This window comes from Candidatus Goldiibacteriota bacterium HGW-Goldbacteria-1 (assembly GCA_002839855.1).
Classification (GTDB): domain Bacteria; phylum Oederibacteriota; class PGYV01; order PGYV01; family PGYV01; genus PGYV01.
In genome coordinates this window covers 115,102-140,365 of record PGYV01000002.1, presented here as the reverse complement: position 1 = coordinate 140,365, position 25,264 = coordinate 115,102, and the positions used below count along the sequence as shown (strand labels likewise).

23 protein-coding genes are annotated in these 25,264 nt (G+C 42.7%); 3 read left to right on the top strand and 20 right to left on the bottom strand.

Annotated features, from left to right (window positions below; all coding sequences use genetic code 11):
* Position 1 precedes the first annotated feature (1 nt).
* The gene (acpS, locus tag CVV21_02060) at positions 2 to 370 is read right to left on the bottom strand and encodes a holo-[acyl-carrier-protein] synthase (protein PKL92566.1); all 369 of its coding nucleotides are present in this window, start codon (positions 368 to 370) and stop codon (positions 2 to 4) included.
* Positions 371 to 968: 598 nt separating this feature from the next.
* Here acpS and CVV21_02055 point away from each other — a divergent pair.
* The 3 genes from CVV21_02055 to CVV21_02045 are packed head-to-tail and all read left to right on the top strand — an operon-like array spanning position 969 to position 2,378.
* A complete protein-coding gene (locus CVV21_02055) occupies positions 969 to 1,442 on the top strand; it encodes a hypothetical protein (protein PKL92565.1) in 474 nt (157 codons plus the stop codon).
* Complete coding sequence (locus CVV21_02050) at positions 1,439 to 1,867, top strand: hypothetical protein (GenBank protein PKL92564.1); 429 nt, start codon at positions 1,439 to 1,441, stop codon at positions 1,865 to 1,867. The genes CVV21_02055 and CVV21_02050 overlap by 4 nt, the downstream gene beginning before the upstream one ends.
* A complete protein-coding gene (locus tag CVV21_02045; protein PKL92563.1) occupies positions 1,857 to 2,378 on the top strand; it encodes a hypothetical protein in 522 nt (173 codons plus the stop codon). The genes CVV21_02050 and CVV21_02045 overlap by 11 nt, the downstream gene beginning before the upstream one ends.
* Before the next feature lie 50 nt (positions 2,379 to 2,428).
* Here the strand turns inward: CVV21_02045 and surE are convergent, their stop codons facing one another.
* From surE to CVV21_01950, 19 genes are all read right to left on the bottom strand, one after another.
* On the bottom strand, positions 2,429 to 3,223 hold the full coding sequence (gene surE, locus CVV21_02040; GenBank protein ID PKL92562.1) for a 5'/3'-nucleotidase SurE: 795 nt from the start codon (positions 3,221 to 3,223) through the stop codon (positions 2,429 to 2,431).
* The gene (locus CVV21_02035; GenBank protein ID PKL92561.1) at positions 3,199 to 3,927 is read right to left on the bottom strand and encodes a hypothetical protein; all 729 of its coding nucleotides are present in this window, start codon (positions 3,925 to 3,927) and stop codon (positions 3,199 to 3,201) included. Before CVV21_02035 ends, surE begins: the two co-directional genes overlap by 25 nt.
* On the bottom strand, positions 3,924 to 5,447 hold the full coding sequence (gene lnt / locus CVV21_02030) for an apolipoprotein N-acyltransferase (protein ID PKL92560.1): 1,524 nt from the start codon (positions 5,445 to 5,447) through the stop codon (positions 3,924 to 3,926). Before lnt ends, CVV21_02035 begins: the two co-directional genes overlap by 4 nt.
* A gap of 120 nt (positions 5,448 to 5,567) precedes the next feature.
* Entirely contained in the window at positions 5,568 to 7,661 is a 2,094-nt protein-coding gene (gene flgK, locus CVV21_02025) for a flagellar hook-associated protein FlgK (GenBank protein PKL92559.1), read from the bottom strand.
* An 11-nt stretch (positions 7,662 to 7,672) separates the two neighbouring features.
* On the bottom strand, positions 7,673 to 8,188 hold the full coding sequence (locus CVV21_02020; protein PKL92558.1) for a hypothetical protein: 516 nt from the start codon (positions 8,186 to 8,188) through the stop codon (positions 7,673 to 7,675).
* Between the two features lie 11 nt (positions 8,189 to 8,199).
* Positions 8,200 to 8,490: a hypothetical protein gene (locus CVV21_02015; GenBank protein PKL92557.1), complete on the bottom strand. Its 291-nt coding sequence runs from the start codon at positions 8,488 to 8,490 to the stop codon at positions 8,200 to 8,202.
* Between the two features lie 105 nt (positions 8,491 to 8,595).
* Complete coding sequence (locus CVV21_02010) at positions 8,596 to 8,958, bottom strand: peptidase (GenBank protein PKL92556.1); 363 nt, start codon at positions 8,956 to 8,958, stop codon at positions 8,596 to 8,598.
* A 13-nt stretch (positions 8,959 to 8,971) separates the two neighbouring features.
* Positions 8,972 to 10,099, bottom strand: coding sequence for a flagellar biosynthesis protein FlgA (gene flgI / locus CVV21_02005; protein PKL92555.1), 1,128 nt, complete (start codon positions 10,097 to 10,099; stop codon positions 8,972 to 8,974).
* A gap of 55 nt (positions 10,100 to 10,154) precedes the next feature.
* Positions 10,155 to 10,799 (bottom strand): hypothetical protein, encoded by a 645-nt coding sequence (locus tag CVV21_02000; protein ID PKL92554.1) that lies wholly within the window; start codon positions 10,797 to 10,799, stop codon positions 10,155 to 10,157.
* A gap of 1 nt (position 10,800) precedes the next feature.
* Entirely contained in the window at positions 10,801 to 11,751 is a 951-nt protein-coding gene (gene flgA / locus CVV21_01995; GenBank protein ID PKL92553.1) for a flagella basal body P-ring formation protein FlgA, read from the bottom strand.
* An 18-nt stretch (positions 11,752 to 11,769) separates the two neighbouring features.
* Complete coding sequence (flgG, locus tag CVV21_01990) at positions 11,770 to 12,558, bottom strand: flagellar basal-body rod protein FlgG (GenBank protein PKL92552.1); 789 nt, start codon at positions 12,556 to 12,558, stop codon at positions 11,770 to 11,772.
* 39 nt (positions 12,559 to 12,597) lie between these two features.
* Complete coding sequence (gene flgF, locus CVV21_01985; protein ID PKL92551.1) at positions 12,598 to 13,398, bottom strand: flagellar basal-body rod protein FlgF; 801 nt, start codon at positions 13,396 to 13,398, stop codon at positions 12,598 to 12,600.
* A 13-nt stretch (positions 13,399 to 13,411) separates the two neighbouring features.
* On the bottom strand, positions 13,412 to 15,058 hold the full coding sequence (locus CVV21_01980) for a hypothetical protein (GenBank protein ID PKL92550.1): 1,647 nt from the start codon (positions 15,056 to 15,058) through the stop codon (positions 13,412 to 13,414).
* 13 nt (positions 15,059 to 15,071) lie between these two features.
* Positions 15,072 to 17,213 carry a hypothetical protein gene (locus tag CVV21_01975; protein PKL92549.1) on the bottom strand — a complete coding sequence of 714 codons (2,142 nt, stop codon included), beginning with the start codon at positions 17,211 to 17,213 and terminating at the stop codon, positions 15,072 to 15,074.
* A gap of 240 nt (positions 17,214 to 17,453) precedes the next feature.
* A complete protein-coding gene (locus CVV21_01970; GenBank protein PKL92548.1) occupies positions 17,454 to 18,005 on the bottom strand; it encodes a DUF4416 domain-containing protein in 552 nt (183 codons plus the stop codon).
* Positions 18,006 to 18,008: 3 nt separating this feature from the next.
* A complete protein-coding gene (locus CVV21_01965) occupies positions 18,009 to 19,259 on the bottom strand; it encodes a hypothetical protein (GenBank protein PKL92547.1) in 1,251 nt (416 codons plus the stop codon).
* A gap of 57 nt (positions 19,260 to 19,316) precedes the next feature.
* A complete protein-coding gene (locus tag CVV21_01960; protein PKL92546.1) occupies positions 19,317 to 20,237 on the bottom strand; it encodes a tRNA (adenosine(37)-N6)-dimethylallyltransferase MiaA in 921 nt (306 codons plus the stop codon).
* A 61-nt stretch (positions 20,238 to 20,298) separates the two neighbouring features.
* A complete protein-coding gene (locus CVV21_01955) occupies positions 20,299 to 22,050 on the bottom strand; it encodes a DNA mismatch repair protein MutL (GenBank protein PKL92545.1) in 1,752 nt (583 codons plus the stop codon).
* Between the two features lie 23 nt (positions 22,051 to 22,073).
* Positions 22,074 to 25,244, bottom strand: a complete 3,171-nt coding sequence (locus CVV21_01950) for a hypothetical protein (protein PKL92544.1) — start codon at positions 25,242 to 25,244, stop codon at positions 22,074 to 22,076.
* Between the last annotated feature and the right edge of the window lie 20 nt (positions 25,245 to 25,264).

Sequence of the window (25,264 nt, the reverse complement as noted above, 5' to 3'; positions counted from 1 at the left end):
TTTAACCCTCCAATATGCAGACCGCGGCTGCGGCCGTATCTGTGTGAGAAATTGTAATCAGTATAGACTTTGCCTTTTTCATTAAAAGTATTTTTTTAATTTCCGGGGTTATCTGAATTTCCGGCCTGCCGTTTTTGTTGTTTGTTGTGCTGATGGAGTTTAGCGCGATCCCTTTTACATCCGATACCGCTTTAATAAACGCCTCTTTAACGGCAAACCTGCCGGCGAAATGCAGCATGGAATTTTTCTTGCCGGAACAGTAATCAATTTCAAACTGATTAAATACACGTAAAAGAAAACGCTTATTGCGCTTTACGGCCGTTTTTAATTTTTTGACATCTGTAATGTCTATCCCTATTCCCCGTATCATAATAAATATTTATCCTTTTCCAGCTGTTTTATATTTTATTATTATACAACAAATTTTAGCGGGAGATACATATAAATATGAGGGGCGGAGAGTTTCCTAACCCATAAACTTTTATCCCATATCCCATAAATAAAGGCCGAGGGACAGATGCACGGAGGGACGGGAAAAAAAGCATTTAAGCTATAGGCAATTAAGCAGAAGCGGAAACAATAATATATTCTGTTATTGCTTAATTGCTTAAACCGTTAAAGCGCTATTTTTTGCAGGCGCGGCAGTTGATTTTAAAGGCAGTATTTTAATAAATAGAAAATGCGCCCTAAAGGGACGCGGCTATCCCGCCTGCTTCAGCTCGCATGCTCGCTTCATTGCCGGGATTTCCGCTTCGCAGGCTCGCTCCAACCACCACAAAAACAAAACTGCCGGACAGCGCGGGAGCGCTGTCCCTACAATTTCAAATACAATACATATATAAACACCTTTCCGGGGTTTAATAATCGGTATTTCTGCTATAATTGATTAAATTTACCGCTTTTCTGATGGAACCGGATTTATGATACAAACGTCTAAATTTTGAAGTTTAAAAGGAGCCCATAAGTAAATGGACAGCCGGCTGGATAAAATATACAAGCAACACGGGAAATACGTTTACAACGTGGCGCTGGGCATGCTTAGAAACCGTGATGACGCCCAGGATGTCACGCAGAACGTATTTATCAAACTGCATAACAGCCTGGATTCTTTCCGCGGCGACGCAGATATAAAAACCTATCTGTACCGCATGGCGATAAATAGCAGCATAGACTACATCAGACGGCAGTCCACGCACAGGGATAAACTGGAAAAGATGGAACCGGAAACAACGGTATCAATGCCCGATAACCTATCTTTCTATTCCTTTATAGATAAACTTGATGATGACCACAAAGCCGTCCTGCTTTTATCGGAAATAGGCGGCTTTAAATATGAAGAGATAGCTGAAATCCTTCAGACCAAGACCGGAACAGTAAAATCAAGAGCCAGCAGGGCTATCGTAAAACTACGGGACATACTGGCCAAGGAGGTACTAAAATGATTTGCAAAGACGTAACAGATAAATTGTATCACATGAAAAAAGGCGAACTTTCACCCATGGAAAAACTGGAAGTAACCTTACACTTAAAACACTGCCCTTCCTGCATGGCTGAAAGCAATGCTATCAGCAAAGTCAGGGCATTATTCAGGGATTCTCTTGAACCGGTTCCTGACGAGGTGTACCGTAATATACAAGCATCTACATCTCAAAAGAGAGGCTTTTCTATTCCCTTTTTAAGGCCTGTTCCCGTGACAGCTTTTGCGCTCTCACTTTTACTTCTTTTTTCACTCTTTAAAATGACAATTACACCTAAAAATCAGGAAGACGAACTTGCGGCATTTGTATATGATTCCTACGCGCAGTCAAATGAAACCTACGACGATGAAATTCCGTCAAACATAGAATACGTGACATATGCATACTAAACAATATTTTAGGAGGTTTATTCAAATGAAAAAGTTTTCTTTATTACTTGTTTTAATTGCAGTTTTAACAGTTGTGCCTTTATTTGCTTCAGGAAACACACCGCACAGGGACAAACCCGGAAACGGTCCCGGCGTTGTAGGCGCTGACGGTATTTTTGACCTTTACGAAGAACTTGACCTTACGCAGGACCAGCTGCTAAAGATAAAACAGTTACGCACCGAATCACGCGAAAAAACACTTAATTTAAGGCATGAAATTCATATGACTTTTTTGGAGCAAAAAGACGAACTTGAAAAAGACTCTTCCGATACAAAAAAACTTGATGCTACCTGCGACAAAATAGCAGAAAACCAAAAAGCCCTTATGAAACTGCGTCTAAAAGATATGCTTGAAGTTAAAAAAATTCTTACCCCCGAGCAGAATAAAAAACTTATTATTCTGATGGAAACAAAAAAAGACGCGTTTAAAAAGAAAGGTTTTTTTGGCAGTCACAAAGAAAAAAAGCCTTAAATTAAAATAAACTTTTAAATAAAAAACACGCCCATATCAGGGCGTGTTTTTTATTTTTGAAGCCTGATTTTTAACTGTTTTAAAGTTTTCCTGTCTGTCAGGTCAAAATGCAGCGGGGTAACAGTTACATAACCGCCATCCACCCAGTCAATATCCGAAGCAGGCCCTTTAAGCCTTACCCTTTCAACAACGTGCCAGAAATATACCGTTTTGCCTTTATGCTTTTTTTCAAGGTACTTTTCCCTAAATTCATCATTGGCTTTATGCGTAACTTTTACGCCTTTAATCTTAACGGTTGACGCAGGCACATTTATATTTAGCAGCGAGTATTTTTTTATTTTGACCTTTCCTGACAGGACATTTTTTACAATATCTCCCGTAATTTCGGCAGCCCTTTTAAAATCGGCATTCTTTTCGTAATCATTTATGGATGCCGCTACAGACGGTATGCCTAAAAGCGCGGCTTCTGTGGCAGCGCCTACAGTACCGGAATATATAATAAACTTGCCGTAATTAGGGCCGTGATTTATTCCGGATACCACAATATCCGGCGTTCTCTTGCAAAGATTGAATATGGCAAGTTTTACGCAGTCTGCCGGCGTGCCGGATACACTGTAACCGGAAGCATCGGCAAACTTTACTTTTTTTACTTTTAAGTGCTTATGTATGGTAACGGAATGGGAAGCCCCGCTTTTCTCGCTTTCAGGGGCAATTACAAACACATCTGCAAATTTAATAAACTCACTATATAAAGCCTTAATGCCTTTGGCTTTTATCCCGTCATCATTTGAAATTACTATCAGCGGCTTTTTTGAAATACTCACTTTAACCTCTGCATATAGTATCTTAAACCTTCTAAAACACCTGCTGCATAATCAGTACCGGACATATAGAAATCCTTGTTTAAGGCGCTTAATTTCAGTTTATTATGGGCATTGCCTACAACTATACCCCGGCAAAACGATTCAAAAAGGTCTATATCGTTTTCACTGTCACCTGCCACAATAGAACTATCCAGCGGCAGTGCAAGCTTATTCACAAGAAAAGCCGCCGCTTTTCCCTTATCACAGTTTTCCGGAATTATATCAAGGTATTTTTCGTGGCTTATAATTATTTTTGCCTTTATCCCGTTTTCACTGAATAATTTACCAAACTTTTGCCTTACTTCTTCCGCTTCCGAAGGATTAATGAAATAAGACACTTTCAACTTTTCTGACTTTCCCTGTGTTATTAAACCGTCCACTTTTTTTGCCGCTTCTTCCACTTTGTTTTTATCCCACAAAGCAGAAATTACATTTTCCCATTGAACGTCCGGTAAAAAAGCCCCATTTTTTACCGTGTAAATCTCCGAACCCGTACTTAAAATAGCCGCATCCGGCATTAAAAGCCCTTCAATAAAAAGTCCCCGCTGCATCTCTGTTACATCTCTTCCGGTTGCATAAACCAGATAGAAATCTTTCCTGTTCGCGGAAATAAATTCATTCAATTCATTAAGCGCCGGTTGGTCTCCCAGCAGAGTGCCATCAACATCACTAATAAGTGTTATCATTTTTTTCTCTGAATAAATACAGCGCCCGCTAAAAGTACAAGCATAAAGAACGGGAACCAATCACCGTATTTTGTATATAGCGTCTTATTGTTTTTTTCATTTACGTATATTTTTCCGCATAGCATTGCTTTTTCAAAAAGCCCCGAGCTTATAACTATATCTCCTGTGTTTGACACAATCCCTGAAATACCTGACGCCACACAGCGGACAAGGTACCTGTCATTTTCTACGGCTCTTAAAAGCGTATTTGTAAATATTTGTGCGGAAGCAGGAGTCCTTCCATACCAGGTTTCATAAGAAAGGTGGGCAAAAAAATCCACCCCTTTATACGCAAATTTTCTGCTTATTTCCGGAAACAGCCCGTCATAGCACACAAGCGGCGCAGTTTTAAACGCACCTGCCTGCACCGGTTCAATCTTTTCCCCTTTTTCAAAACCAACATAACCATAGCGCCTTACCACTTTTTTTACAAACTTAAAGGTGGACGCAAAAGGCACATATTCGCCGAACGGGACAAGGTGGAATTTGGAATAACTTCCTGTTATCTTTGCATCACCGGATAGCGCGAAAATACTGTTATAATATTTCATTTCGCCGTCTTTATAAACAGAGTAATCCGACCCTATAAGGTGCACAGCAGGCGTTTGTGTCCATCCTGTTATTTCAGCCGGCGCCGCAGCATCTGCCGCGAACATTCCCGGAAAACCTGTTTCCGGCCATACAAAAATATCCGGCTCGCACATTTTAGCTTCTTTAACCATTTGCTGCATTGTGCTTAATACCTTAATCCTGTAATTGACATCCCAGTTCACGTCCTGGTCTATATTCGCCTGCAGTATAACAGCGTTATATGGTTTTCCTGTTGCTTTCATATCCCTATATAAAAATGATGAAAAAACCGCACATATGAAAACCGCGGTAAAAACCGCAAGGGCTGTGATATTCTGCTTTGCTTTAATATCAAACTTTTTAAGAATTAAAAGCACTGCCGCGGTATTAACAAAATATATAATATAATTTAAGCCCTGAACGCCCGTTATTTTTAATATCTGAAGTGATTCCGGAAACATAAACTGGCTCTGCGCCGGAGTTAAGAGAGGAAAACCAGAAAACAGCCACTCTCTTATATATTCCCCAAACGTTAATAACACCGGAAGGGATAACAGTACCTGTGTGTCAAACCGCTTCTTTAAAAAAACAGATACCGCTGCCGGAATGGCAATCCATAGCGGCAGATAAGCCGCCAGCGCAAACCATGACACATAGGCAAAAACCCCCATAGGATATACATTTTTAAGCCAGTACAACCCTATGGCATAAAACACAAAGCCTGAAAGATAAGAAAACCAAAAAGTTCTTTTTATGTTTTCTTCCTTAAATATTACATAAAAAACAGGTATAAAAGCGCACCAGATAAGAAAAAAAGACGGCACATTAAGCCCCTGAAATATTATATTTGGAAAAGAAAACGCAAGCAATAAAGATGACAATAAAGCCAATAAAATAAGGTGTATTTTCATAATATTACCTTTCGGGTTATTTTTTTAAACAGTTAATGATATAACAGTGACACGCGTTTGTCAACGCCGGCAAATAAAAAAGCCCGGGCTTTTATGCCCGGGCTTTTTTATTTTATATATTTACTGAATATCAGATGAAGGCGTTCCCATTCTGTTTATCAGCATATTTAACATCTGGTCTATTACAGCCATAAGCCTGACCGACGCGTCATAAGAGCGCTGATAAAGTTTGGCTTTTGCAAGTTCCGCGTTTTCATCTACCGCGGTCACTTCAGACTGCATTCCCTGCAGAGCTTCAGCCGTTGTTTTATACTGAGACTGCGCATTAAGCGCACTTTCATAATTTGCTTTAAGCCCGCCAAACATAGATTCAATCTGATTCTCCGCGCTTAATGGTTTAATCAGGTTCATGGCTTTCGCAAACGAACCATCTTTATCAGTTATCACAAATGGTGTGATCGCATTCCCCGTTCCCCAGCTGTTAATGTTAGAAGACAGGTACATTCTTTGATCTTTATCCCTAAAAGTGGCTAAAAATAAATTAGGATTTGTTCCAGCATTATCAATATACCCTATATTCATCGCAATTAAGTTTATCTGCTGGCCTTCATTCCAGTTAATATCATATGTCTGATTCTCAAACTGTATTGTCAGCGTTCCACCAACCCCTGGATCTATAGAAAAATTGGGCCTTTGTTCTATACTGGGAGGAGAGCCTAAAAGATCAGTAACAACATCCGGACCGGATATCAATTTACCATAATTAACAGGCGCAGCACTTACCTGCTCCTGAAACAGTTTAAACATGGTTAAAAGAGGAGGCGGAACTACCGCATTGCCTCCCGCATTTAATTCTTCAATAATAATCTGCCTGGCTGCACTGATATAAAATGTATGGTTACTGTCATCAAACACAGCTGAGACTTCCTGTACATTAACATTTATCTTCTGAATCAAATCAGCAACCGTATCTGCGGCATCAAATTTCACTTCAATATTGTTTATTACAAGCGAACCTGTAGATCCGAGTGTTGTTGTAGAAGAAACAGCCATGACCTTACTTGAAGATATGTAATTATTCATCAATTTGTTATCCAGATTGGCCATAATAGCTGCTATATCGCCCGGCTGGTACTTCGTTCCGCTTATCATAGATATGTCCTCTATGTCTTCACTTACGCGAAAATCAACAGCACGGGTGCCTTCAAAGAAATTTCTATTACCCTGTAAACCGGTGACAGAATCCACCCCTGTCCTGTGAACCCTGTTAACTACACTTATCATTCCGCTTGCAAGTATGTCAAGGTCCGTAAGGAACTGCTGAACAACCACATCTCTGGCTTCCAGAATGCCTGCAATTTTGCCGGAAGAAATACTGTCCGTAATATTAAAAGTACCTATAGCAATATCATCCATTCCTGATTTACTGTTTCCCTTGATGGTGCTTATTGTCCTTGCATTGCCGCCGCTTACCACATCAATTCCGTTAACCAATACAATAAGCGCACCATCCGTACTTTCTGCGGTTGATACATTCATAAGTTCTGACAGTTTTTGCAGCGCAAGTTCCCTTTTGTCAAAAATATCATTAGGTATCTGCCCTGTTCCCTGCGACCTCATGATTGTCCTGTTATATGAAGCAATTTCTTCAAGATATGTATTTGCCTCATCCACGGCCGTGCGTAACGTACTATTTAAACCAATCTGCATAGCGTTTAGCGAAGAAGCTTTTGTACTGACAAGTTCAGATAAATTCTGGGCAGCCGCATATATCCTATTATTTATAGAAGCTATATCCTGATCAGCCACCGGCTTTGTATATTCAACAGCAAGATCTTCCCATCCCTGCCAGAACTGTTCAAGCTGATATGTTACACCCGGAATTGAAGCATTATTAACTTCAGGAAATAAAGCCATTATATTCTTATATACATCCGATAAGACTTCAGCTTTTCCAAGATTTGATATTTCAGACCTTATCTGCGTATCCAGATAAAGGTTTCTTATCCTCTGAATGTACGTAACAGCCGAACCTGTTCCCAGCTGGCCTGCACCATTTGGATTATTAAGCGGCTGTGTTGCGGATATATTGGCTGCCTGTTTGGAATACCCTTCCGTGTTCATATTGGCAATATTGTGCGACGCTGTATTTATGGCGGTTGTGCTTGCCCTCATTGATTTTAATGCCGCTTCCAGCCCTATTAATACGCTCATCTTAAACCCTCCTATATTTTTGTATCAAATTTTGATTTTTGCTGCTCTGCCTTTTTTTCATTTATAACACCGCTGTCTGTATAAGTAGTTGATGTTTTGTTATTTAATTTTTCTTTTAATTTTGCCGTAAAATCCATAACACCAAGATACTCTTTTATAAGGTGCGCGTTTCCGGCGTTTAATCCGTCAACTTCCTTTACCACGGCCATCAGGCTTTCCACCGCTTCCCCAACTTTCTTCAAACTTTCTCCGCCCTTTTCAACTACATCCTGCAGCCTTACAGGCTCTTCTTTTTTAAAGCCCGCCTGAAGCGCCAGCGCTTTAAATAATTCCATTTTTTCTTCTTCAAGATTTTTTATGGCAATTATCATGTCTTCCTGTTTCTTTATGAGAGTTTCAAGGTTTTTAACTTTTCTTTCAGACAGTAATTTATTTTCCTCAGCCACAACAGGTTTTAATTTAAGATATATTACCTTTTGCGATTCCACGCATTTAATAAATTTTCCGGCGGTATCTGCGTTTATCATAAAATATCCGCCTAATCTTCCAAAAGAAGTTTGGCCGCAAGCACATTTGCGGGGACTTTTCCGGTTTCAGCCACTTTGTCCTGAATCACCTTTTCAACTAAATCTGTCCTTATATCATCCATTTTGTTGATTTCCATAAGGGCTTTGCCTATTAACTTTGCCTGTTTGGAAATTTCAACTTTGTCTGAAACTCCGCCGGTAGCTGCAGCGTCCTGCTTTATTACCTGCTGGTTTCTTCCGGAAATATCCTTAATACCCTGCGAAATAAGCGGATTGATGTTTCCAATGTTATTGTCTGCCATGTTTAAATACCTCCTTTATTATTCTTTCTGATAATAATATATCGGATAAAAATAGAAAAACTTTAGTTTTTTTTGGGAGAAATGATAAAAGATGAATAAACCGGATTACTTCTGTGTATTGCCATCCATTTTTGACAGCTGATTGTACAGTATTGTCGCAAGGCCTATGCCGCCTGCTTTTGCCATTTCTTTTGCCATATTATCGTAGTGCATGTCATAGAATATGTCTTTTGCCGTGCTGTTGCCAAAAAGCGGGTCATCAGGCACGGTTTTTCTCATCTGTTTAAGCATATAACCCAGAAAAATTGATTCAAATTCAACAGCAGTTTTTTTCACTCTGTCTGCAGAATTTGTACCGCCTGTGTTTTCAGCTTTTTGTGCCTGCATTTCAGCATTTTTAAGCTGATTTGTAAGCCCAAGCATCTCTGTCCGCGCGGAAATTTCCGCGCCGCCAAGAAAATTAGACACTTAAATCACTTCCTTATAGAATCTCAAGCGTGCCGTGAAGCGCGTTGGCCGCCTTTATTGCCTGCAGTATGCTTATTATGTCTTTCGGCGAAGCTCCCAGCGTGTTTAAAGCATTAACCAGGTCAAGCACATCCACTCCCTGCGGAAGCGATATTAACTGATTGCCCGCGCCTTCAACCTTAATATTGGAATTTTCATATTCCATTGCCGAAGCACCCGGCAGGTACTGCGCGGGCTGCGATATCTGTTTTACCACATTAATATTTACATTAAATACGCCATGAGCAACAGCGCATGTATCAATAGCCACATCCGCACCCATAACCACGGTACCGGTTCTTTCGTTTATTACAACTTTATCAGAACGCTCTTCAATTTCTACATAAAGGCCCTCTACTGCCGCAGCAAATTCCACGGGATTGTTCTGAAAATCAAAAGGTACGTGTACTTTAATTGTACCGGCGTCCACCGCGTTCGCAACAGTTGTCCCTGTTTCTGTGGACCAGAACTGCGAGTTTAATATATCTGTCACCCTTGAAGCTGTTGTAAAATCCGGTATTGTAAGCAGAAGATACATGTCATTTTTGTCATCCATAAAAGTTACAGGAACTTCTCTTTCAACCGCACCGCCATTTGGTACCCTTCCCACCGTCTGTTTGGTTGCCGATATCCCGGGATTCACGTTCATTCCGCCGGTGCCTGTGGATACCGGGCCCTGTCCTGTAACATAAATTTTTTCATCCGCGCCTTTCATGACTGTCTGTAAAAGAATTCCGCCTTCAAGGCTTTTGGCGTCTCCCATTGACGATACTACAACGTCAATCTTATCCCCTTTTTTTGCAAAAGGCGGAAGCTGTGCGGTTACCATGACCGCTGCCACGTTTCTTATTTTTATCTGTTCAGACGGATCATTTATGCCGAAGCGTTTTAACATATTTGTCACAGCCTGATTTGTAAACACGGTAGTCTGCCTGTCGCCTGTGCCTTTAAGGCCAACCACAAGCCCGAAACCTGTAAGCTGGTTGTCGCGCACGCCTTTAAACCTTGCTATGTTTCTTACCCTTAATTCAACAGCCAGAAGCGAAGTTGCAATCAGGGCAAAAAGTAATATCATTAATACCGGTTTTAAAAGTTTCTTCATCCGTTTATCACCTCGTTATAATTACCCGCGCTTTAGTACGGGTTGTAAATTCCGGTTAAAACAGCCCTATCCAGTCAAAAAATCTGGTAAGTATTCCGGGCGATGTCTTTTCGCCTATTGGGCCGTTGCCTTCATACTCTATCATGGCATCAGCCACATTTGTTGAGTATATGGTATTGTTTGAAGCTATATCTTCCGGCCTTATTACGCCTTTTATTATAAGGTTCTGCTTATCGTCGTTTATCTGAATCACTTTTGTGCCTTTTATGTAAAGGTTTCCGTTTGAAAGCACTTTTTCCACCCTTGCGGAAATACTTGCAAGCAGTGAACCGCTGCGCTGTGTCTTACCGCCGCCGTCCTGATATTCCTCGGCTCCCATTCCCCATGAAGGCACATTGGGAAAAGAAGTGGATACGCCGTTTGCCCAGTTACTCATCCCCATTCCCGCTTCAAGGCCGGCCTTTTTATTTGTTTTAAGAGAAGCTGACTGCACCGCCTGAGTACTTTCTACCACAAGCACAGTGACAATATCGCCCACCCTGTATGCTTTATGATCTGTATACATTGACCCCATGTCATCTGTATTTATAGCAATGTCATCAGCGGCCGATATGCCCGCGAATAAAATAACAAAAGCGGCTGTTATTAAGAACGTCAAAGTCTTTTTTGCCATGCCGTTTCTCCTTATATAATTTTTCATTTTATTTTTCTATTATTACCCTTCCGTCAGGGCTTACTTTTCCGTCAAGGGTCTTGCCTGTCTGAAGCTTAACCTTTACCAGTTCGCCTTCCTTGCCGTCTTTATTTGGAATTCCGGTCGTTTCAACAGATAATGAACCTATCTTGACTATAACACTTACCGGTTCTCCCCTTTTGAACAGGGGAAGCCGGTCAAACATGTTATTTAATAATATGGTGCCTGCCGGTATTCCTCGCTTTGTATAAAACCCTTGAACCTGCGAAAGATCTGTTAAGACATCACCGGAAATATCCGTGATGTCTTTTTTAATAACCTTTACCATATCCTGTGACAGAATGGAACCTCTTGGCATATCAGTTGCCGCCATAAGGCAGTCTGTTGTCACCTTTACTATGAATGATACCGGTTCAATCTTTTCAAATTTGCCGTTTACATATACTTCCACAGGGACAATCACATTCCCTTTAAAACTGACTGAATTATCTTCTTTTACCTTTAAAAGAACTTCACCTTTAATCAGGTTTATATCGCGCCTTGCGTTCTTTGTTATTATTTCCGCGTCTTCTTTTTTCCACGGCATGTTTTCCATCACATACTTTACCGCCGCTTCGGTCACACTGTCATAATCTATCTTAGTGCTTTTGGTTATAACATATACTTTTTCAGCCCCGAAAAAATCCGCGTCAGGGTAATATCTTCTTATCACATTTTCAAGCCTTTCTCTGGTAACGCTTACACGATGCCCCGGAATGGCGGACATTTTCAAGTAAAGCCCTTCAATCTTTTCCTTTGCTGCGGAATTATCCGCCATTACCACTGCCACATCTTTTACATATATTTTTTCGGCTGAAATTTCAACCGAACCGCTTTTTAAACTTACCGATACAGCTCCAAAAATACAGTTTGGCAGTAGAAAAGCAGCTGTTAAAAGAACAAAAACATAGTTTTTCATGAAATTAAACCTGTATCATTACCTCTTAAGGTCATTTGCAAGCTTTAGCATTTCATCCGAAGACGTTATTGCCTTTGCATTTATTTCATAAGCCCTCTGGGATGCTATAAGGTTAATCATTTCTTCCACCACTTTCACATTGGAAGATTCAAGCATTCCCTGCCCTATTGTTCCGTAACCGTCAAAACCTGCCGTGCCTTCCACAGGTTCGCCTGTCGCTTCTGTTTCGCGGTAAAGGTTTTTTCCTATGCTTTCAAGGCCGGCCGGATTGGCAAATCTTGTAAGCCTTAACGTTCCCACCATTTCAAGTTCATTGTTGCCTGAAACGCCGACCATTATTTCTCCGTTTTCCCTAATAACAATCTGCGTGGCTTCTGCAGGAATAGTTACCTGAGGTTCAACAAAATAACCGTCAGAAGTGACAAGGTTGCCGGAACCGTCCATCTTTAAAGAGCCGTCCCTGGTATAGGCCATTTCGCCGTTGGGAAGCTGTACCTGGAAAAATCCGTCTCCCTGAATAACAACATCAAATGTATTATTGGTCTGAACAATTTCACCCTGAGTAAAAGATTTAGTTGTAGCGGCAAGCCTTGTGCCGTGCCCTATTTCTATCGGGGTCGGGTACTGGGCTCCCATATTATTGGTAACGCCTGCAGGCCTTATAGTCTGATATAAAAGATCCTGAAATTCAGCCCTTGATTTCTTGAACGCCGTGGTATTGACGTTTGAAAGATTGTTTGAAATTACGTCTATGTTTGTCTGCTGCGCAGCCATTCCTGTTGCCGCCGTCCAAAGTGATCTTAGCATATTAATACCTCCTGCAGTTTAGCCCTGACGGGCTTTTAATTAAATTGATGTTCTTCCAACTTCATTTACCGCTTTATCCAGCGTCTGATCCTGCGCCGTTATTGCTTTTTGTGACGCTTCGTATGCACGAAACGCGGTTATCATTTCCACCATTTCACGTACCGGGTTAACATTGCTTGATTCCACAAAGCCCTGCAGTACTGTTGTTTCTTCCACGTCAATATCTTCCGCAAGCTGCTGCCCGTCCAGCGTGTAAAAAAGGTTATCGCCTTCTTTTCTAAGCGGTGTGGCATTATCAAAAAGCGCCACCCTGAAAGTATCCATTTCCGCGTTATCCACGAATATTCTTCCGCCTTCATCCACGTGCACTTCAGAACCATTTATTATAATTTCACCTGACTGTCCAAGCACGGCATGCCCGTTCTTTGTAACAAGCCTGCCATCTGAATCAAGCGAAAAACTTCCGTCCCTTGTATACCTGATGCCGTTGGGTGTGTTTACAACAAACATGCCATTTCCCTTAACCGCAAAATCAAGTTTATTCTCTGTATTATTAAAAGAACCTTCTTCAGTTATGGAAGGTTTAATCCCGTCAACTCGAAGCTGTACGCCTTTGCCTACTGTGCCTATGGGAACCATTAAATCCCTTAAACCCGCACCCGGTATAACGGCCTTTTCATCCTGTACCCTGTGCAGAAACACTTCAGGGAAAGTAATATAAAGCGCCCTGTCTTTTTTATACCCGTTAGTATTGACGTTTGCAAGGTTGTTAGAGATTACATCCTGCTGTTCTGTCTGGGCAATAAGCCCGGATGCTGCCGTGTATAGTCCGCTTATCATTTTATTACCTCCGTTACCTCTGGCCTGCGGCCGCGTTCTCTGTCATGCTTCCTTCAGGTTTTGCCACATCCGCCCATTCCTTGCTGAACTTGGATTCTATAGGCGGAACATCATTTGTAACCGATGTTATTACAAAGAAGTATTTTTTGCCAACTTCCAGCCCTTTTACCACAAAATGAGTATCATTTACAGGCGACGGGTTAACCTTAACATATCCCTTGCCCGATGATTCCGTTATATAAATATTGTATCCCGCCATATTTGCAGGAGGCATTTTGCCCCACTTTACATCAACAGCGCCATTCTTTCTTACTTCTTTTTTCTGCGCTACAGGGAACATTTCAGGCGTGCCCGGAACCACAGGTGCCGGTACCGCTGAAGCTTCATTGCTGTACGCGCTTTCAACCGATGGATATGTATTATTAATTGAAGCCACAACAAAGTAATACCTTGTGCCGTTCTTTAAGCCGTCAATTGTCACATAATTTTCTTTTATTCTTTTTGCCACCGGAATATACCTTGCGCCCGGTGATTTGCTCATGTAAATGGCGTAACCCGTGACATTGGGCTCTTCGTTTGGCTCCCACGTCAGGTTTATTGCGCCGTTTGCCGGATATGAATTCAGATTCTTAGGAGGCCTTACCACGCTTATGGCGGTAAGTTTTTCCCTTTCTGTGCCGAACCTTAAAATAACAGAGAATCTGTGTGAGTCCCCAAGGTGTTCCGCGTGCCCTATATATGCGTAGTCAACTTCCCATATATCTTCCCTGTAAGTTACGCCGCCTGTAAGCCTGCCCTGCATTGTGGCAAAACCCGTATATCCGCCGCGCAGTCCAAGGTGCCTTTTAAAGAACCAGCCTTCCACACCCACATGTAACCTGTATGGATCCGGTTTAAGCGCCGTAATAGTGTTTCCGCTGATATCATAAATTGGTTCCTGAAGCGGAATTCCGCTTATATTAAGGTCATTAAAAAAATCAAGGTCAGCTGTCATTAAAAGGTTGTCATCTATATAATATGCGCTTGCAATCTTAAAAATGGTGGGTATTTTTTCTTCTGTGGTACCGCCCTGCCAGTGCAGCGTGGTCTCAATATCCTGTATGAAAAGCCCAAGGTTGATTTTTTTTCCAAACTGAGGAAGAGGCATTTGATAAAGCACGCCAAGATCAAGCCCAAGCCCGTTTGCAATTCCCTGAAGCGTGGTGCCGGATGATGTTGTATAAGAAGCGGTGGAATTATAATTTAAGTACTTAACGTTTACGCCCACCGAAAAAGTCCTTTCAAGGTTAAGCGCGGACGCAAAACTGCCGATTACGGTAAATTCTTTTGTGTTATTTTTGTCGTTATGTATAAGGGAAAGCACGGACAGCTGCCACGCTGTGTCCTGAAAGAAAGGCGAACCAAAAGAAAGAAATGTGTAATATTCCTTTCCGTTTAACAACGGCCCAAGAAAAAGGTTAACTTCCGCCCTTTCAAGCTGCGTTAAACCCGCCGTGTTCCAGTATACGGCGCTTCCGTCATCGGCAACCGCGCCAAAAGCATGGCCCATTCCAAGCGCCCTGCCGCCAACGCCAAGCACGCCGCCTTTATCAAAAGCTCCGGCAAACGCAAACTGCGCCAGTGCCAGTGAAAGTATAACCGCTGTTATTATTTTTTTCATGTTCCCCTCTCTTTTAATAATTAGGATTTATTATCTCGCCGTTCAGCGTAATATTTGCACCGCGAAGCATCTGTTCCGCGGAAATGTATCCTCTTGAATAGTTCTGAGCCTGTGCAATAGGCACGTTGACCGCCATCGTATTGCTGCCGCCATATAAAGCATTAATACCTATGTTACTGATGGAACCGCCCATGCTTTCAGCTATGCTTCTGGCCATCATTGCCACTTCTTTCATTACATACTGCGGTATGGTGTTTGCCGTTGCATATTCCATCATAAACTGTTTATTGCCGTCAGCATCGGTTGCGATGTAAGCGGACCTGATTGCGGATGAATCCACATTCGGGAAACCCGCCACATTAACATTGCCAGCTGCCGCACTTGGCGTTGCGCCCTGATAGTTTTCAAAACCCGGGAACGCCGTTAAAGGAAGCGGCTCCGGTATTGTGCCTGCGGGAGGAGGAGGAACCGGTGTCGGTTTGCCTTTTATTGCCTTCCACTCTTCCACGCCCGCTTTCGCGTTTGCCATCTGAGCGTTGTCTTCCGCAAGGTCTCTGTCGCCGATCTGTTTTAAAAGAATTTTTAATTTATTCAGTGCTTCTTTATTTACAGCTTCAAGCACCGGAGTGAACAGCTTTACAGTCTGCACCGGAGTGGAAGCCGTGCTTCCAAGTTTGTCCGTGGCTTCAAATATAAAAGTGTATTCCCCGTCAGACAGGGGCTGATATTTGTTATCCGTGCCATTCCATATAATCTGCGAAGGCGGAGCGCCTATATCCACATAAGATTTAACAAGGTTATTGTTTTTATCAAGTATGTTAAGCGCCCACCTGTCTATTCCCGCTTTTGAATCCGCGTTAAGCTTGAAAATTACAGTTTCTCCGTTTTTAGGAGCAAAAGAAATTGGTTCTACCGCGGCAAAAACATCCGGTGTGGGAAGCTTTCTTACAACTTTACCCCATTCCCAGTGCAGCGATATCCAGTGCGAATCGCTTTCGTTTTCAGCATCCTGTCCAAGCGGAACTCCAAATACATATGCGTAATCAATTCCAAAAATATACTTGGCTGACAAGCCCAAAGACGCCCTCCACGTGCCGGGATACATAACATCCACAAGGCCGCCCCTTACCGCAAAATGGCCGTCTATAAACCACTGCTCCGCTCCAAAATTAAACCTGTATCTTTCCTGCTCTAAAACGCCCGGGTCATTTACAGAATTAAAATCAACGGAAAAACTTGTGACTTCTTTTTCTATAAGCTGCGTTGTGCGCATTGAAAGCCCGATGGTTGAAGTAAAAAATAAGTTTTTTTCTATTCCGGTCTTGTACCTCTTCATCTGTCCCGAAACATCCCTTAACATAATTGAAATATTAAGGTCTTTTAAGAATTCAATAAGGCGCAGCTTGTAAAGGAAGCCCACATCCAGCCCCCATGACCATGCGTCAAATTCATCAGTAATAATTTTTTTAGCATCAGCATCAGTAAACATATATTTAACGTTTACGCCAAAGTTAAAACTTTTGTCCGAGGTTAAAGGAGTGGCATATGTTAAAAGCACGCTATTTGTCTGAAAAGGAAGGTTTATGTACTTCCTGTATTTATCGCCTAAAAATTCCTGCCACGAAGGGTCAAGCCCGCCCATTCCTGCGCCGCCAAACCAGTCATAAGTACCAACAGTTATGTCAATATTTTCTGTATAAAAAAGAGGAGTTGGAGGAGGAACACCTGCATTGCCAATGCGTACCGGTATAACGACTTTCTCCGGATACCTGCCTATTGGATGATAAAGTTTTTCATACGAAAGGCCGAAATACTGCCCTCCCAGCGCCATTGTGAAAGACGCAAATCCGGTATAAGGGACACCGCCATAATAACTTCCGCCTGTCCAGAAAATTTCATTATGATCCATCTGCGCAAGGCCGGCAGGATTGTAATATACCGTGGAAGAGTCGTCAGCAATAGCTGAAAAAGCCTCTCCCATCCCTATTGCCCTTGCACCTGTTCCAAAAGGATTGTATTTATCAAAAAACGGTTCTTTAACTTTCTCCCAGGTAATCTGCAGCGTATCGGTAAAATCGTCCGCAGACACAAACGGAACCGCTGCAAATAAAATAATAACTGCAAAAATGGACAGAATTACACTTTTTATGCGCACAATTGTCCTCCGCTATTCCTAATATGTATCCCGAAAATAAATATACGGGCAAAAAAACAGCATAAATATTTAAATTGACGCGCACAGGCGCGCCATTCTAAAATCACTTTCCGCAATACAAAAAATGCAGTATCTGATAAAACAATTTAACATAATAGCCCTTTGACTGTCAAACAAAAAAAACACATTTGCTTGAAACCGCCTTAAAACAATGGTTTTTCGGCTGTTTTCGGTTCATTTTTAACGCTTCTTTTCTCCGCTTTTATATGCCTGCTCTGTTAAAATACCCCTTATTTTATTAAACACGCCTATAATTTCCGCCTGTGTATAGTCAGGATACGTCCACGGCCAGGGCTCGTAAGACTTTGTATCCGTGTTAAACCTAAGCGTGGATTCTCCATATATGCCCTGCGACATATAAACCCGGTGGCTGAAGTTTTTTGCCGATGCAAGAACAAGTTTTGCCTGGCACAGAAAACCCGGGTCAATATTTATAATTCTTCCGCCATTTTCATTAAGATATTTTTTTTCTATTTCAATTGTAAGTGCTTTTGCCGGCGCAAGAGCATCAGGCGTAACCGGCTTTTCAAACGAGACAAACCTGCGTTTTAAGCGGTTTCCCATTTCTTCGCCGTAATATGCCGTATGAGTAAACGGCGCCTGCTGTGTTTCAAAATCAGTCTGCCCATATGTAGTTTTCAGTTCAGTCAGCGCGCCGGTATAAGCGCTTTCATCCGAATAAATTAAAGAACATATAAGTTTCCCCGGACGCGGCTGCCTTATATCTGCCATAAACTAATTCTTCCGGCTTTTATTAAATACCAGATTAACCATTCCATATACCACAAGGCACAAAACCGCCGCCAGCGCTATCGCGCTTTCTTCCATAAACCTTACCAGAAGCCCTGCCAGCGCCGCGGCTATTAAAGGCCCTGTATTGCGGAACAGATAATAAGCGGAAAAAACCCTGCCGCGCATATCCGAGGGGGAATCTTTCTGTACCACGGTTTCCGCGATTGACAGCAGAATAACACCCGCCATTCCCGCCAGAAAGCCACAAGCCAGCAGAAAATAAAAATTTCTGAAAAAATAAACAGCGGATAAAACCAGCCCCACAGCCGGAAATACAATCCTTATCAGATTAATTTCGCCGAATCTTTTTATAAGCCTTTCAAGGAACACCACCCCTGCCACAAGCCCAAGCCCAAGCGCGGCCTGAACAAAACCAAGGGCTTTTATATCTTCCAGCTTTAAACCTGTGGCTGCCGTTATTTCCTTTAAAAAACCGCCGGTAAGCGAGATGTAAAATACAATAGCGCAAATCATAAGGACAAATACCCTTCTTGTGACAAATTTTATACGCTCGCCTGAAAACATAAAAACAAAACCTTCCTTTAAATCCACAATGGCGTGTCCCCAGGATTCAAAATGCCCTTTTTCTTCATGTTTCTCGGCGGAATTAATCAGAAGGATAAGCAGAAGCGCCGGAATATATAACGCGGCGCTTGCCATAAGTATAACTTTGTAACCAAACTGCGCTATAAGGATTCCCGCGGCCGCGTAGGTAAAAATCTGCGTTATTACCATCAGCGTGGCAGAAAGCGAATTGGCTTTTACAAGGGCATTTTCATCCCCCACCACATCCGGAATAAAAGCCGATTTTGCGGGTACAAAAAACTGCGTGGAAAATGATTTCATAAATACAAAAAAATACAGAAGCGCCGCAGGCCATGCGTTTTGGGAATAACCGGACATATACATAAAAATAAGAAGTATAAAAATCCCTTTTGAAGCGGTGGCCGACGCAAGAAGATTTTTTCTTTTAAACCGGTCAATCAAAACGCCGCTAAACGGCCCAACCAGCAGTATTGGGACTCCTATCCAGAAAAGAATAATGGTCATATTTGCGGTTGACGCGTGCGCCGCGCCGGATGACTGCATGGCCCACGCTATAAGCGCCATAAGCGTAAGGCTGTCGCCTATCTGCTCCACTGTCTGCACGGCCATCAGCAGCATAAAATTTAAATTTGAAAATATTTTTTTCATTTTTTCCTTCCGGGTTCAATAAGAAGCCTGACTGCAATTAAGAAAAATATTAACACATCAGCTTTGGCTTTTCCACGCTTTAATTACGTCCTGCGCGGCCTTTTTTTCATCCCCATTTGTGGCATCTATCCGATGCGCATTTTTATAGCGTTTAAACCATGTAAGCTGGCGTTTGGCGTAATTGCGCGTGGCCTGTTTTATCATCATTATTACATCTTCCTTTTTTTCCGCCCCTGAAATATACATGGCAGCTTCTTTATACCCTATCGCCTGCATAGGCACGGAATCAGCCTTTATTCCTTTTTTTAACAAAGCTTCAACCTCTTCAAACAGGCCGTCATTTACCATCGCGTCCACACGCCTGTCAATACGGCTGTAAAGCACATCTTTTTGCGCGTCAATTACGAATATCATGTATTCATCTTTGTATGCCGTCTGCGCGGTGCTTTTTTTTATATCCGAGACTTTTTTGCCCGTTGATTCAATTATTTCAAGCGCCCTTGTAAGCCTGCGGGGATTTTTTCTGTCAATAACATCTGCTTCCTGCGGATCTTTTGCTTTCAGCATTTCATAAAGATACTCCGCGCCCTTTTCTTTTTCAAGGCGCCTTATACGTTCTTTTATATACTCATCAACTTCCCCTGATACAGCAAGGCCCTTAATTATGCCGTCTATGTATAAACCTGTTCCTCCGCATATAATAGGAAGGCTGTTTCTTTTTTTTATTTCATCCAAAAGCGATTCCGCGTCTTTTTTAAACATAGCTGCTGAATAAGCGCTTTCAGGGTCAATTATGCCGATAAGATGATGAGGAATACCTTTTTGAGCTTCAATTGAAATTTTATTTGTGCCTATATCCATATCCCGGTAAACCTGCATGGAATCGGAAGATATTATTTCGCCGTTTAAAACCGCGGCCGTTTCCACCGCAATGGCAGACTTGCCCGAGGCTGTAGGGCCGCAGATTACCATAAACATTATTCCGTCTCCTTGTTATTAAGACAAAGATAATCTTATCGGATTTTACGCAATGTTATTCTTACAGTTTTCTTTTGAACATTTTTTCAATTTCTTCAAACCCAATTTTAACGATAGGCGGCCTTCCGTGAGGGCATGAAAACGGCGCGTCTATTTCAAAATACCGGGTAAGCAGCGCCTCTATTTCATTCTGGTTAAGCGCGTCGCCCGCTTTATACGCCGCCCTGCACGCCATTGTGGCGGCCGCGTCTTTCATAGCTTCATCCGCGCTTGCCGTCCCTTTTTCTTTTAATGCGTCAACAACCGCTTTTACTATATTTCCTATGGCTTTATTTTTAATAATTACGGGGTGAGCCCTTATGCCAAAAGCATTGCCGCCAAACGGCTCCAGCTCTATTCCCATTTTTATGAAAACTTCCATATTATTTTCCACGGTAAGTTTTTCCGCGGGTGTCATTTCCACCACTTCCGGTATCAGCATTTCCTGAATTCTTACTTTCCCGGAATTAATCTCTTTCATTATTTCCTCAAAAAGCACTTTTTCATGCGCCGCGTGCTGGTCAATTATTACAAGGTTTCCCTGTTCTTCACCCACTATATAAGTAAGATTGACCTGCCCTAAAAACCTGAAATTAAAATACTGCCTTCGCTGAGACTGCGTCTGAAAAGAGACATCTTCCCTTGGCCCTGAAACAAGCGGCGACGTAAACAGCTGGTGCGATTCATTTGAAAAAAATCTGTTTACGGATTCTCCCACCGCGTTTTTATAGCTGTCCTGATTCTGATTGCCGTCAAAAACATCAGCATATGCGTTTCTGGTTAAATTGCCCGCTGCCAGAGCGTTTTCCACTGCCTTTTTTATAAGGACATAAATGTCATGTTCATTTCTGAATTTTACTTCCGCTTTTGTAGGGTGCACGTTGACATCCACAAAAGACGGGTTTATGTCTATAAATATGAAAGTCACCGGGTAATTGCCTTTCATTAGAAGGGTGCCGTACCCTTCATAGACGGCGTATGACAGAGCCCTGCTTGAAATCACGCGCCCGTTGACAAACATAAACTGCCCGGAACGGTTGGTTTTGGTGACAGACGGCGCGCAGATGAAACCCGTTATCTTGATGTTATCCGTGTATTCGCCTATTTCCAATAAAGCGGCGCAGGCTTCATTTCCGAATACCGCGCAGACTTTTTCCTTAAAATCCGCCCCCGGCGGAAAAACCACCGCTTCTTTTCCGTCAATAAAAAGTTTAAGGGAAATATCTTCTTTTGATAACCCCTGTGACATAACCGTATCAATTATCTGCGCTTCTTCCGTGTATTTGGATTTTAAGAATTTCAGGCGTGCCGGCGTATTATAAAAAAGGTCCCTTACCCTTATAATAGTGCCCGGGTTTGCCGCGGCCTTTTCATTTTTCTGAATTTTGCCGTTTTCAAAAAGTATCCTTGTTGCGGCTTCATCTTTTAGCGTCCTGGTTATCATTTCCATCCGCGAAACAGAGGCAATAGATGCCAGCGCCTCCCCGCGAAACCCCAGCGTCTGAATTGAATCCAGGTCTTTTATCGCGGTTATCTTTGAAGTGGCATGCCTTAAAAAAGAATTAACGGCGTCTGTTTCATCCATACCGCAGCCGTCGTCTTTTATCTCTATTAATTTTTTCCCGGCGTCTTCAATATTGATTGTAATATTTTTCGCGCCCGCGTCAATTGCATTTTCCAGAAGTTCCTTTACGCACGACGCAGGCCTTACAACCACTTCGCCTGCCGCTATCTGGTTTGCCACATTAGCCGGCAGCACCTGTATTCTTCCCATTTAGTAACCCCTGCTTTATTCTCTTATTTAACTACAGCTGCTTTTTCTATTACCCTTACGCCGTCCATTTCAAGCACAATAAGATAAGCGCCGGATGCCACTTTCTTACCGGACTGATTTGTGCCGTCCCAGAAAATGTCACCGCTTTCAAATGGCAGATTTTTAGTTATTCCCTGTTCTGATGTACTTTCAATAAGCGTCCGCACATGCACTCCGCTTAAAGTGGTGATATAAAATTTAAGTTTGCCGCTCTTTACAAGCAGGTATTTTAATCTTAGTTTTTCCCCTTTGCTTAAATCCACAAGGTTGGAAAACACCCTTATTTTATTTTTCGGAAGCGGCAGTTCCACTTTAACAGGCGTGTATGTGGCGTCTGTATTCCCGCCTGAATCCACCACACGTACCATATAAAGATAATTATTATCCCATTCCGTTGCTGTATCGGTGTATTCCACAACAGAAGCGGCAGTTACACTTAAATGCACATAAGAATAACCGTTGTCATTGCTTCTGAAAACGCTGTAACCCGCAACCTGATATGTTCCGTCAGACGCGGGATTCCACCATAACCTTACGTCTTTTTTATTTTCTATTTCAAATTTTACCGAAGCGTCCGCCGGAAGCCCCGAAGCAAGGTACGGCGTGACATAAACCGGATTGGACTTGGGGCCTTCACCGGAATCATTTACCGCGGCCACCGCGTAAATGTAAGTGATGTTATTTTCCACATTACTGTCCACGTACTCTTTTACGTCAAAACCCAGATTATAGGCAATAGGCGCACCAAATTCAGCCGCCGTCTGTGTTGTTTTTCTGTACACACTGTAAGAATCCGGATTTATCGATGACCAGACAAGCCTTACCTGTTTGTTGGAAGCCACGCCTTTTAAAACCGCAGGCGGTTCCATAACCCCGCTTAACACTATCTGCACGCCCGTTGTGGATGTATCTTCATTTCCCATGTCGTCAATAACTTTTATCTTATAGTAATAAGTTCCCGCCGTATTTATCTGCGCGTCAATATAACTTGCCCCCGTATATTCCGATGCAAGCGCGGTAAACGCGCTTTGGCTGTAAGAAAGCGACGAAGTGCTTCTGTAAATATTATATTTCACAGTTGTTTTGTATGTATAATCATTTGCCGGTGAATCCCATGTAAGATATACCCTGTCATACAGGCTTGTAAGCGTAAGATTTAAAGCCGGACCCGGCCTGATAAACGGTGCTGCTGAAACTTCAGCTGACTTTGCGGTTTCTGACACCCCATAGCCGCTGACTTTATAATAATAAGTGGTAAGCGTGGCGGCCGCGCTGTCTGTATATGCGGTGATTGTAACAGCCGTCGCGTAAGGCACAGTGTCATAAGACCCTGACACCGTGCTTCTATATATTTTATACCCTGTAATTTCCTGCGATTGAACCGCGGACCATGAAAGTATTATTCTGCCGTCCCCCGCTTCTGCCGTTGCAGTCAGGTTTTTTGGTTCCGTAAAATACCCCGCCTGCGGGGTAATGGTCACATGCTCGGAGTGGGTGCTTTCGCCATAAATATTTACAGCAGACACGCGGTAATAATAGGTACTGCCGTTTGTAAGCCCTGCGTCATTAAACTGCGGGGGCGAAACTGATGCCAGATAATTAAAAACAGAACCATCTGTGCTTTTATATATTTTAAATGAAGCAATCGCGTATGACGCGCCGGGATTATCCCACGAAAGTTCGGCATAATTGCTGTAAGCGGTTGCTGTCAGATTTTCCGGCTGCGCCGCGTAAGTCACAGCCATTGCAGAGACTATTTCAGAAAAAGACTCATACGCAGTTTCGGTCACCGCTGATACACTGTAAAAATATGGCGTCCCCGTTACAACGGCTGCGTCTGTAACGCCGGCTGTTCCCGTACTTAAATACGGGGTTGTATAATTAAATGTCACCGCGGACGTGGCCCTGTAAATATTATATGTCTGAATATTTTCTTCAGCATTATTATCAGCCCAGTTAAGATAAACAGTTCCGGGCAGCACACCTGTGGTTGCAGTAAGACCTGCCGGTGGCGCGGGTATAACCGTCTGTGTCACCGCAGATGAGCCATCCCCTGTGCCGAAAGAATTTATTGCCTGAATATAATATGAATATGTATTTCCTAAAACCACATCCATGTCTTCGTATGAAGCGGCGGTTGGGGTGGCTTTTGTGGCAATTATTGCGGAGTTTCTTATTACCTGATACGCGGTAATATCTTCAGCTGCCGGATTTGCCTGCCAGGAAATATTTATCCGCGCCGCATTTGCCGCCGTGACAGTAAGCCCCAAAGGTACCGACGGCAATCCTGGATTATATGCGGAAAACCAATACGCCGGCGAGGAATTTCCCTGTGTGTCAATGGTGCGCACCGCGTAATAATATAACTGCCCGGCAAGCGGCAGGGTTTCGCTGTAAGAAGTGTACGTAACAGAAGCCGGAGAAAAACTTTCATCCCCATAAGAAGTTGACCTGAATATTTTGAAACTGTCTATTTCGTAAGTCCCCTGCAGAGCGGACATTGTCCAGGCGGCGGTAAGCTCCCCCGCTTCCACAAAAGCATCAACTGCGCTTACAGGAAAAGGAGGAATATATGGCTTTGCCGAAGCAGAACACGCGCAGGCACCTTCCTGATTTGTTTTTAACGATGCCACCCTGTACCAGTAAAGGGTGCCGTTTGCAGCGCTTTCATCAGTGTACTCTGTACTATAAGTATTATTAAGTATCTTAAAACCATATCCGCTGCTTCTGTAAATGTTATATGACTCAACCGCACCGTCCGAAGACGGCTGCCAGGATAGCATGTTTTTTGCATTATAAGGTACTGCCTGCAGGTTTTCAGGCGAAGCCGGCAAAGTGCTTTTTGCCGCTGACGCAGCGCCTGTAGCGCCGGTAAAATCCACCGACTTAACCGTATAATAATACGCCAGCGTGGTATCAGCTGATGCGTCATAGTAATTATTAACAGAAGCGGTAACGGTAAGGTCAAACGGCCCTGCGCTTATCACAGACCTGTTTATGACATAAGATACAGCAGTCGAAGTGTCAGACGGCGCGTCCCATACAAGTTTTATGCCGCCGCAATTATATACCGACAGCCCGGTTACCGCATATGGCGCAGCCATGGCAAAACCGGATAGAAGCATTAAAAGTGCTGTTAAAAATAATTTTTTCATAAAATAATTTCCATCCCTTT

Coding starts and splice junctions, on each gene's coding strand:
- acpS (PKL92566.1), bottom strand. CDS start 370: ATGATACGGGGAATAGGGATAGACATTACAGATGTCAAAAAATTAAAA.
- CVV21_02055 (PKL92565.1), top strand. CDS start 969: ATGGACAGCCGGCTGGATAAAATATACAAGCAACACGGGAAATACGTT.
- CVV21_02050 (PKL92564.1), top strand. CDS start 1,439: ATGATTTGCAAAGACGTAACAGATAAATTGTATCACATGAAAAAAGGC.
- CVV21_02045 (PKL92563.1), top strand. CDS start 1,857: ATGCATACTAAACAATATTTTAGGAGGTTTATTCAAATGAAAAAGTTT.
- CVV21_02035 (PKL92561.1), bottom strand. CDS start 3,927: ATGATAACACTTATTAGTGATGTTGATGGCACTCTGCTGGGAGACCAA.
- lnt (PKL92560.1), bottom strand. CDS start 5,447: ATGAAAATACACCTTATTTTATTGGCTTTATTGTCATCTTTATTGCTT.
- flgK (PKL92559.1), bottom strand. CDS start 7,661: ATGAGCGTATTAATAGGGCTGGAAGCGGCATTAAAATCAATGAGGGCA.
- CVV21_02020 (PKL92558.1), bottom strand. CDS start 8,188: ATGATAAACGCAGATACCGCCGGAAAATTTATTAAATGCGTGGAATCG.
- CVV21_02015 (PKL92557.1), bottom strand. CDS start 8,490: ATGGCAGACAATAACATTGGAAACATCAATCCGCTTATTTCGCAGGGT.
- flgI (PKL92555.1), bottom strand. CDS start 10,099: ATGAAGAAACTTTTAAAACCGGTATTAATGATATTACTTTTTGCCCTG.
- CVV21_02000 (PKL92554.1), bottom strand. CDS start 10,799: ATGAAAAATTATATAAGGAGAAACGGCATGGCAAAAAAGACTTTGACG.
- flgA (PKL92553.1), bottom strand. CDS start 11,751: ATGAAAAACTATGTTTTTGTTCTTTTAACAGCTGCTTTTCTACTGCCA.
- flgG (PKL92552.1), bottom strand. CDS start 12,558: ATGCTAAGATCACTTTGGACGGCGGCAACAGGAATGGCTGCGCAGCAG.
- flgF (PKL92551.1), bottom strand. CDS start 13,398: ATGATAAGCGGACTATACACGGCAGCATCCGGGCTTATTGCCCAGACA.
- CVV21_01980 (PKL92550.1), bottom strand. CDS start 15,058: ATGAAAAAAATAATAACAGCGGTTATACTTTCACTGGCACTGGCGCAG.
- CVV21_01970 (PKL92548.1), bottom strand. CDS start 18,005: ATGGCAGATATAAGGCAGCCGCGTCCGGGGAAACTTATATGTTCTTTA.
- CVV21_01965 (PKL92547.1), bottom strand. CDS start 19,259: ATGAAAAAAATATTTTCAAATTTAAATTTTATGCTGCTGATGGCCGTG.
- CVV21_01960 (PKL92546.1), bottom strand. CDS start 20,237: ATGTTTATGGTAATCTGCGGCCCTACAGCCTCGGGCAAGTCTGCCATT.
- CVV21_01955 (PKL92545.1), bottom strand. CDS start 22,050: ATGGGAAGAATACAGGTGCTGCCGGCTAATGTGGCAAACCAGATAGCG.
- CVV21_01950 (PKL92544.1), bottom strand. CDS start 25,244: ATGAAAAAATTATTTTTAACAGCACTTTTAATGCTTCTATCCGGTTTT.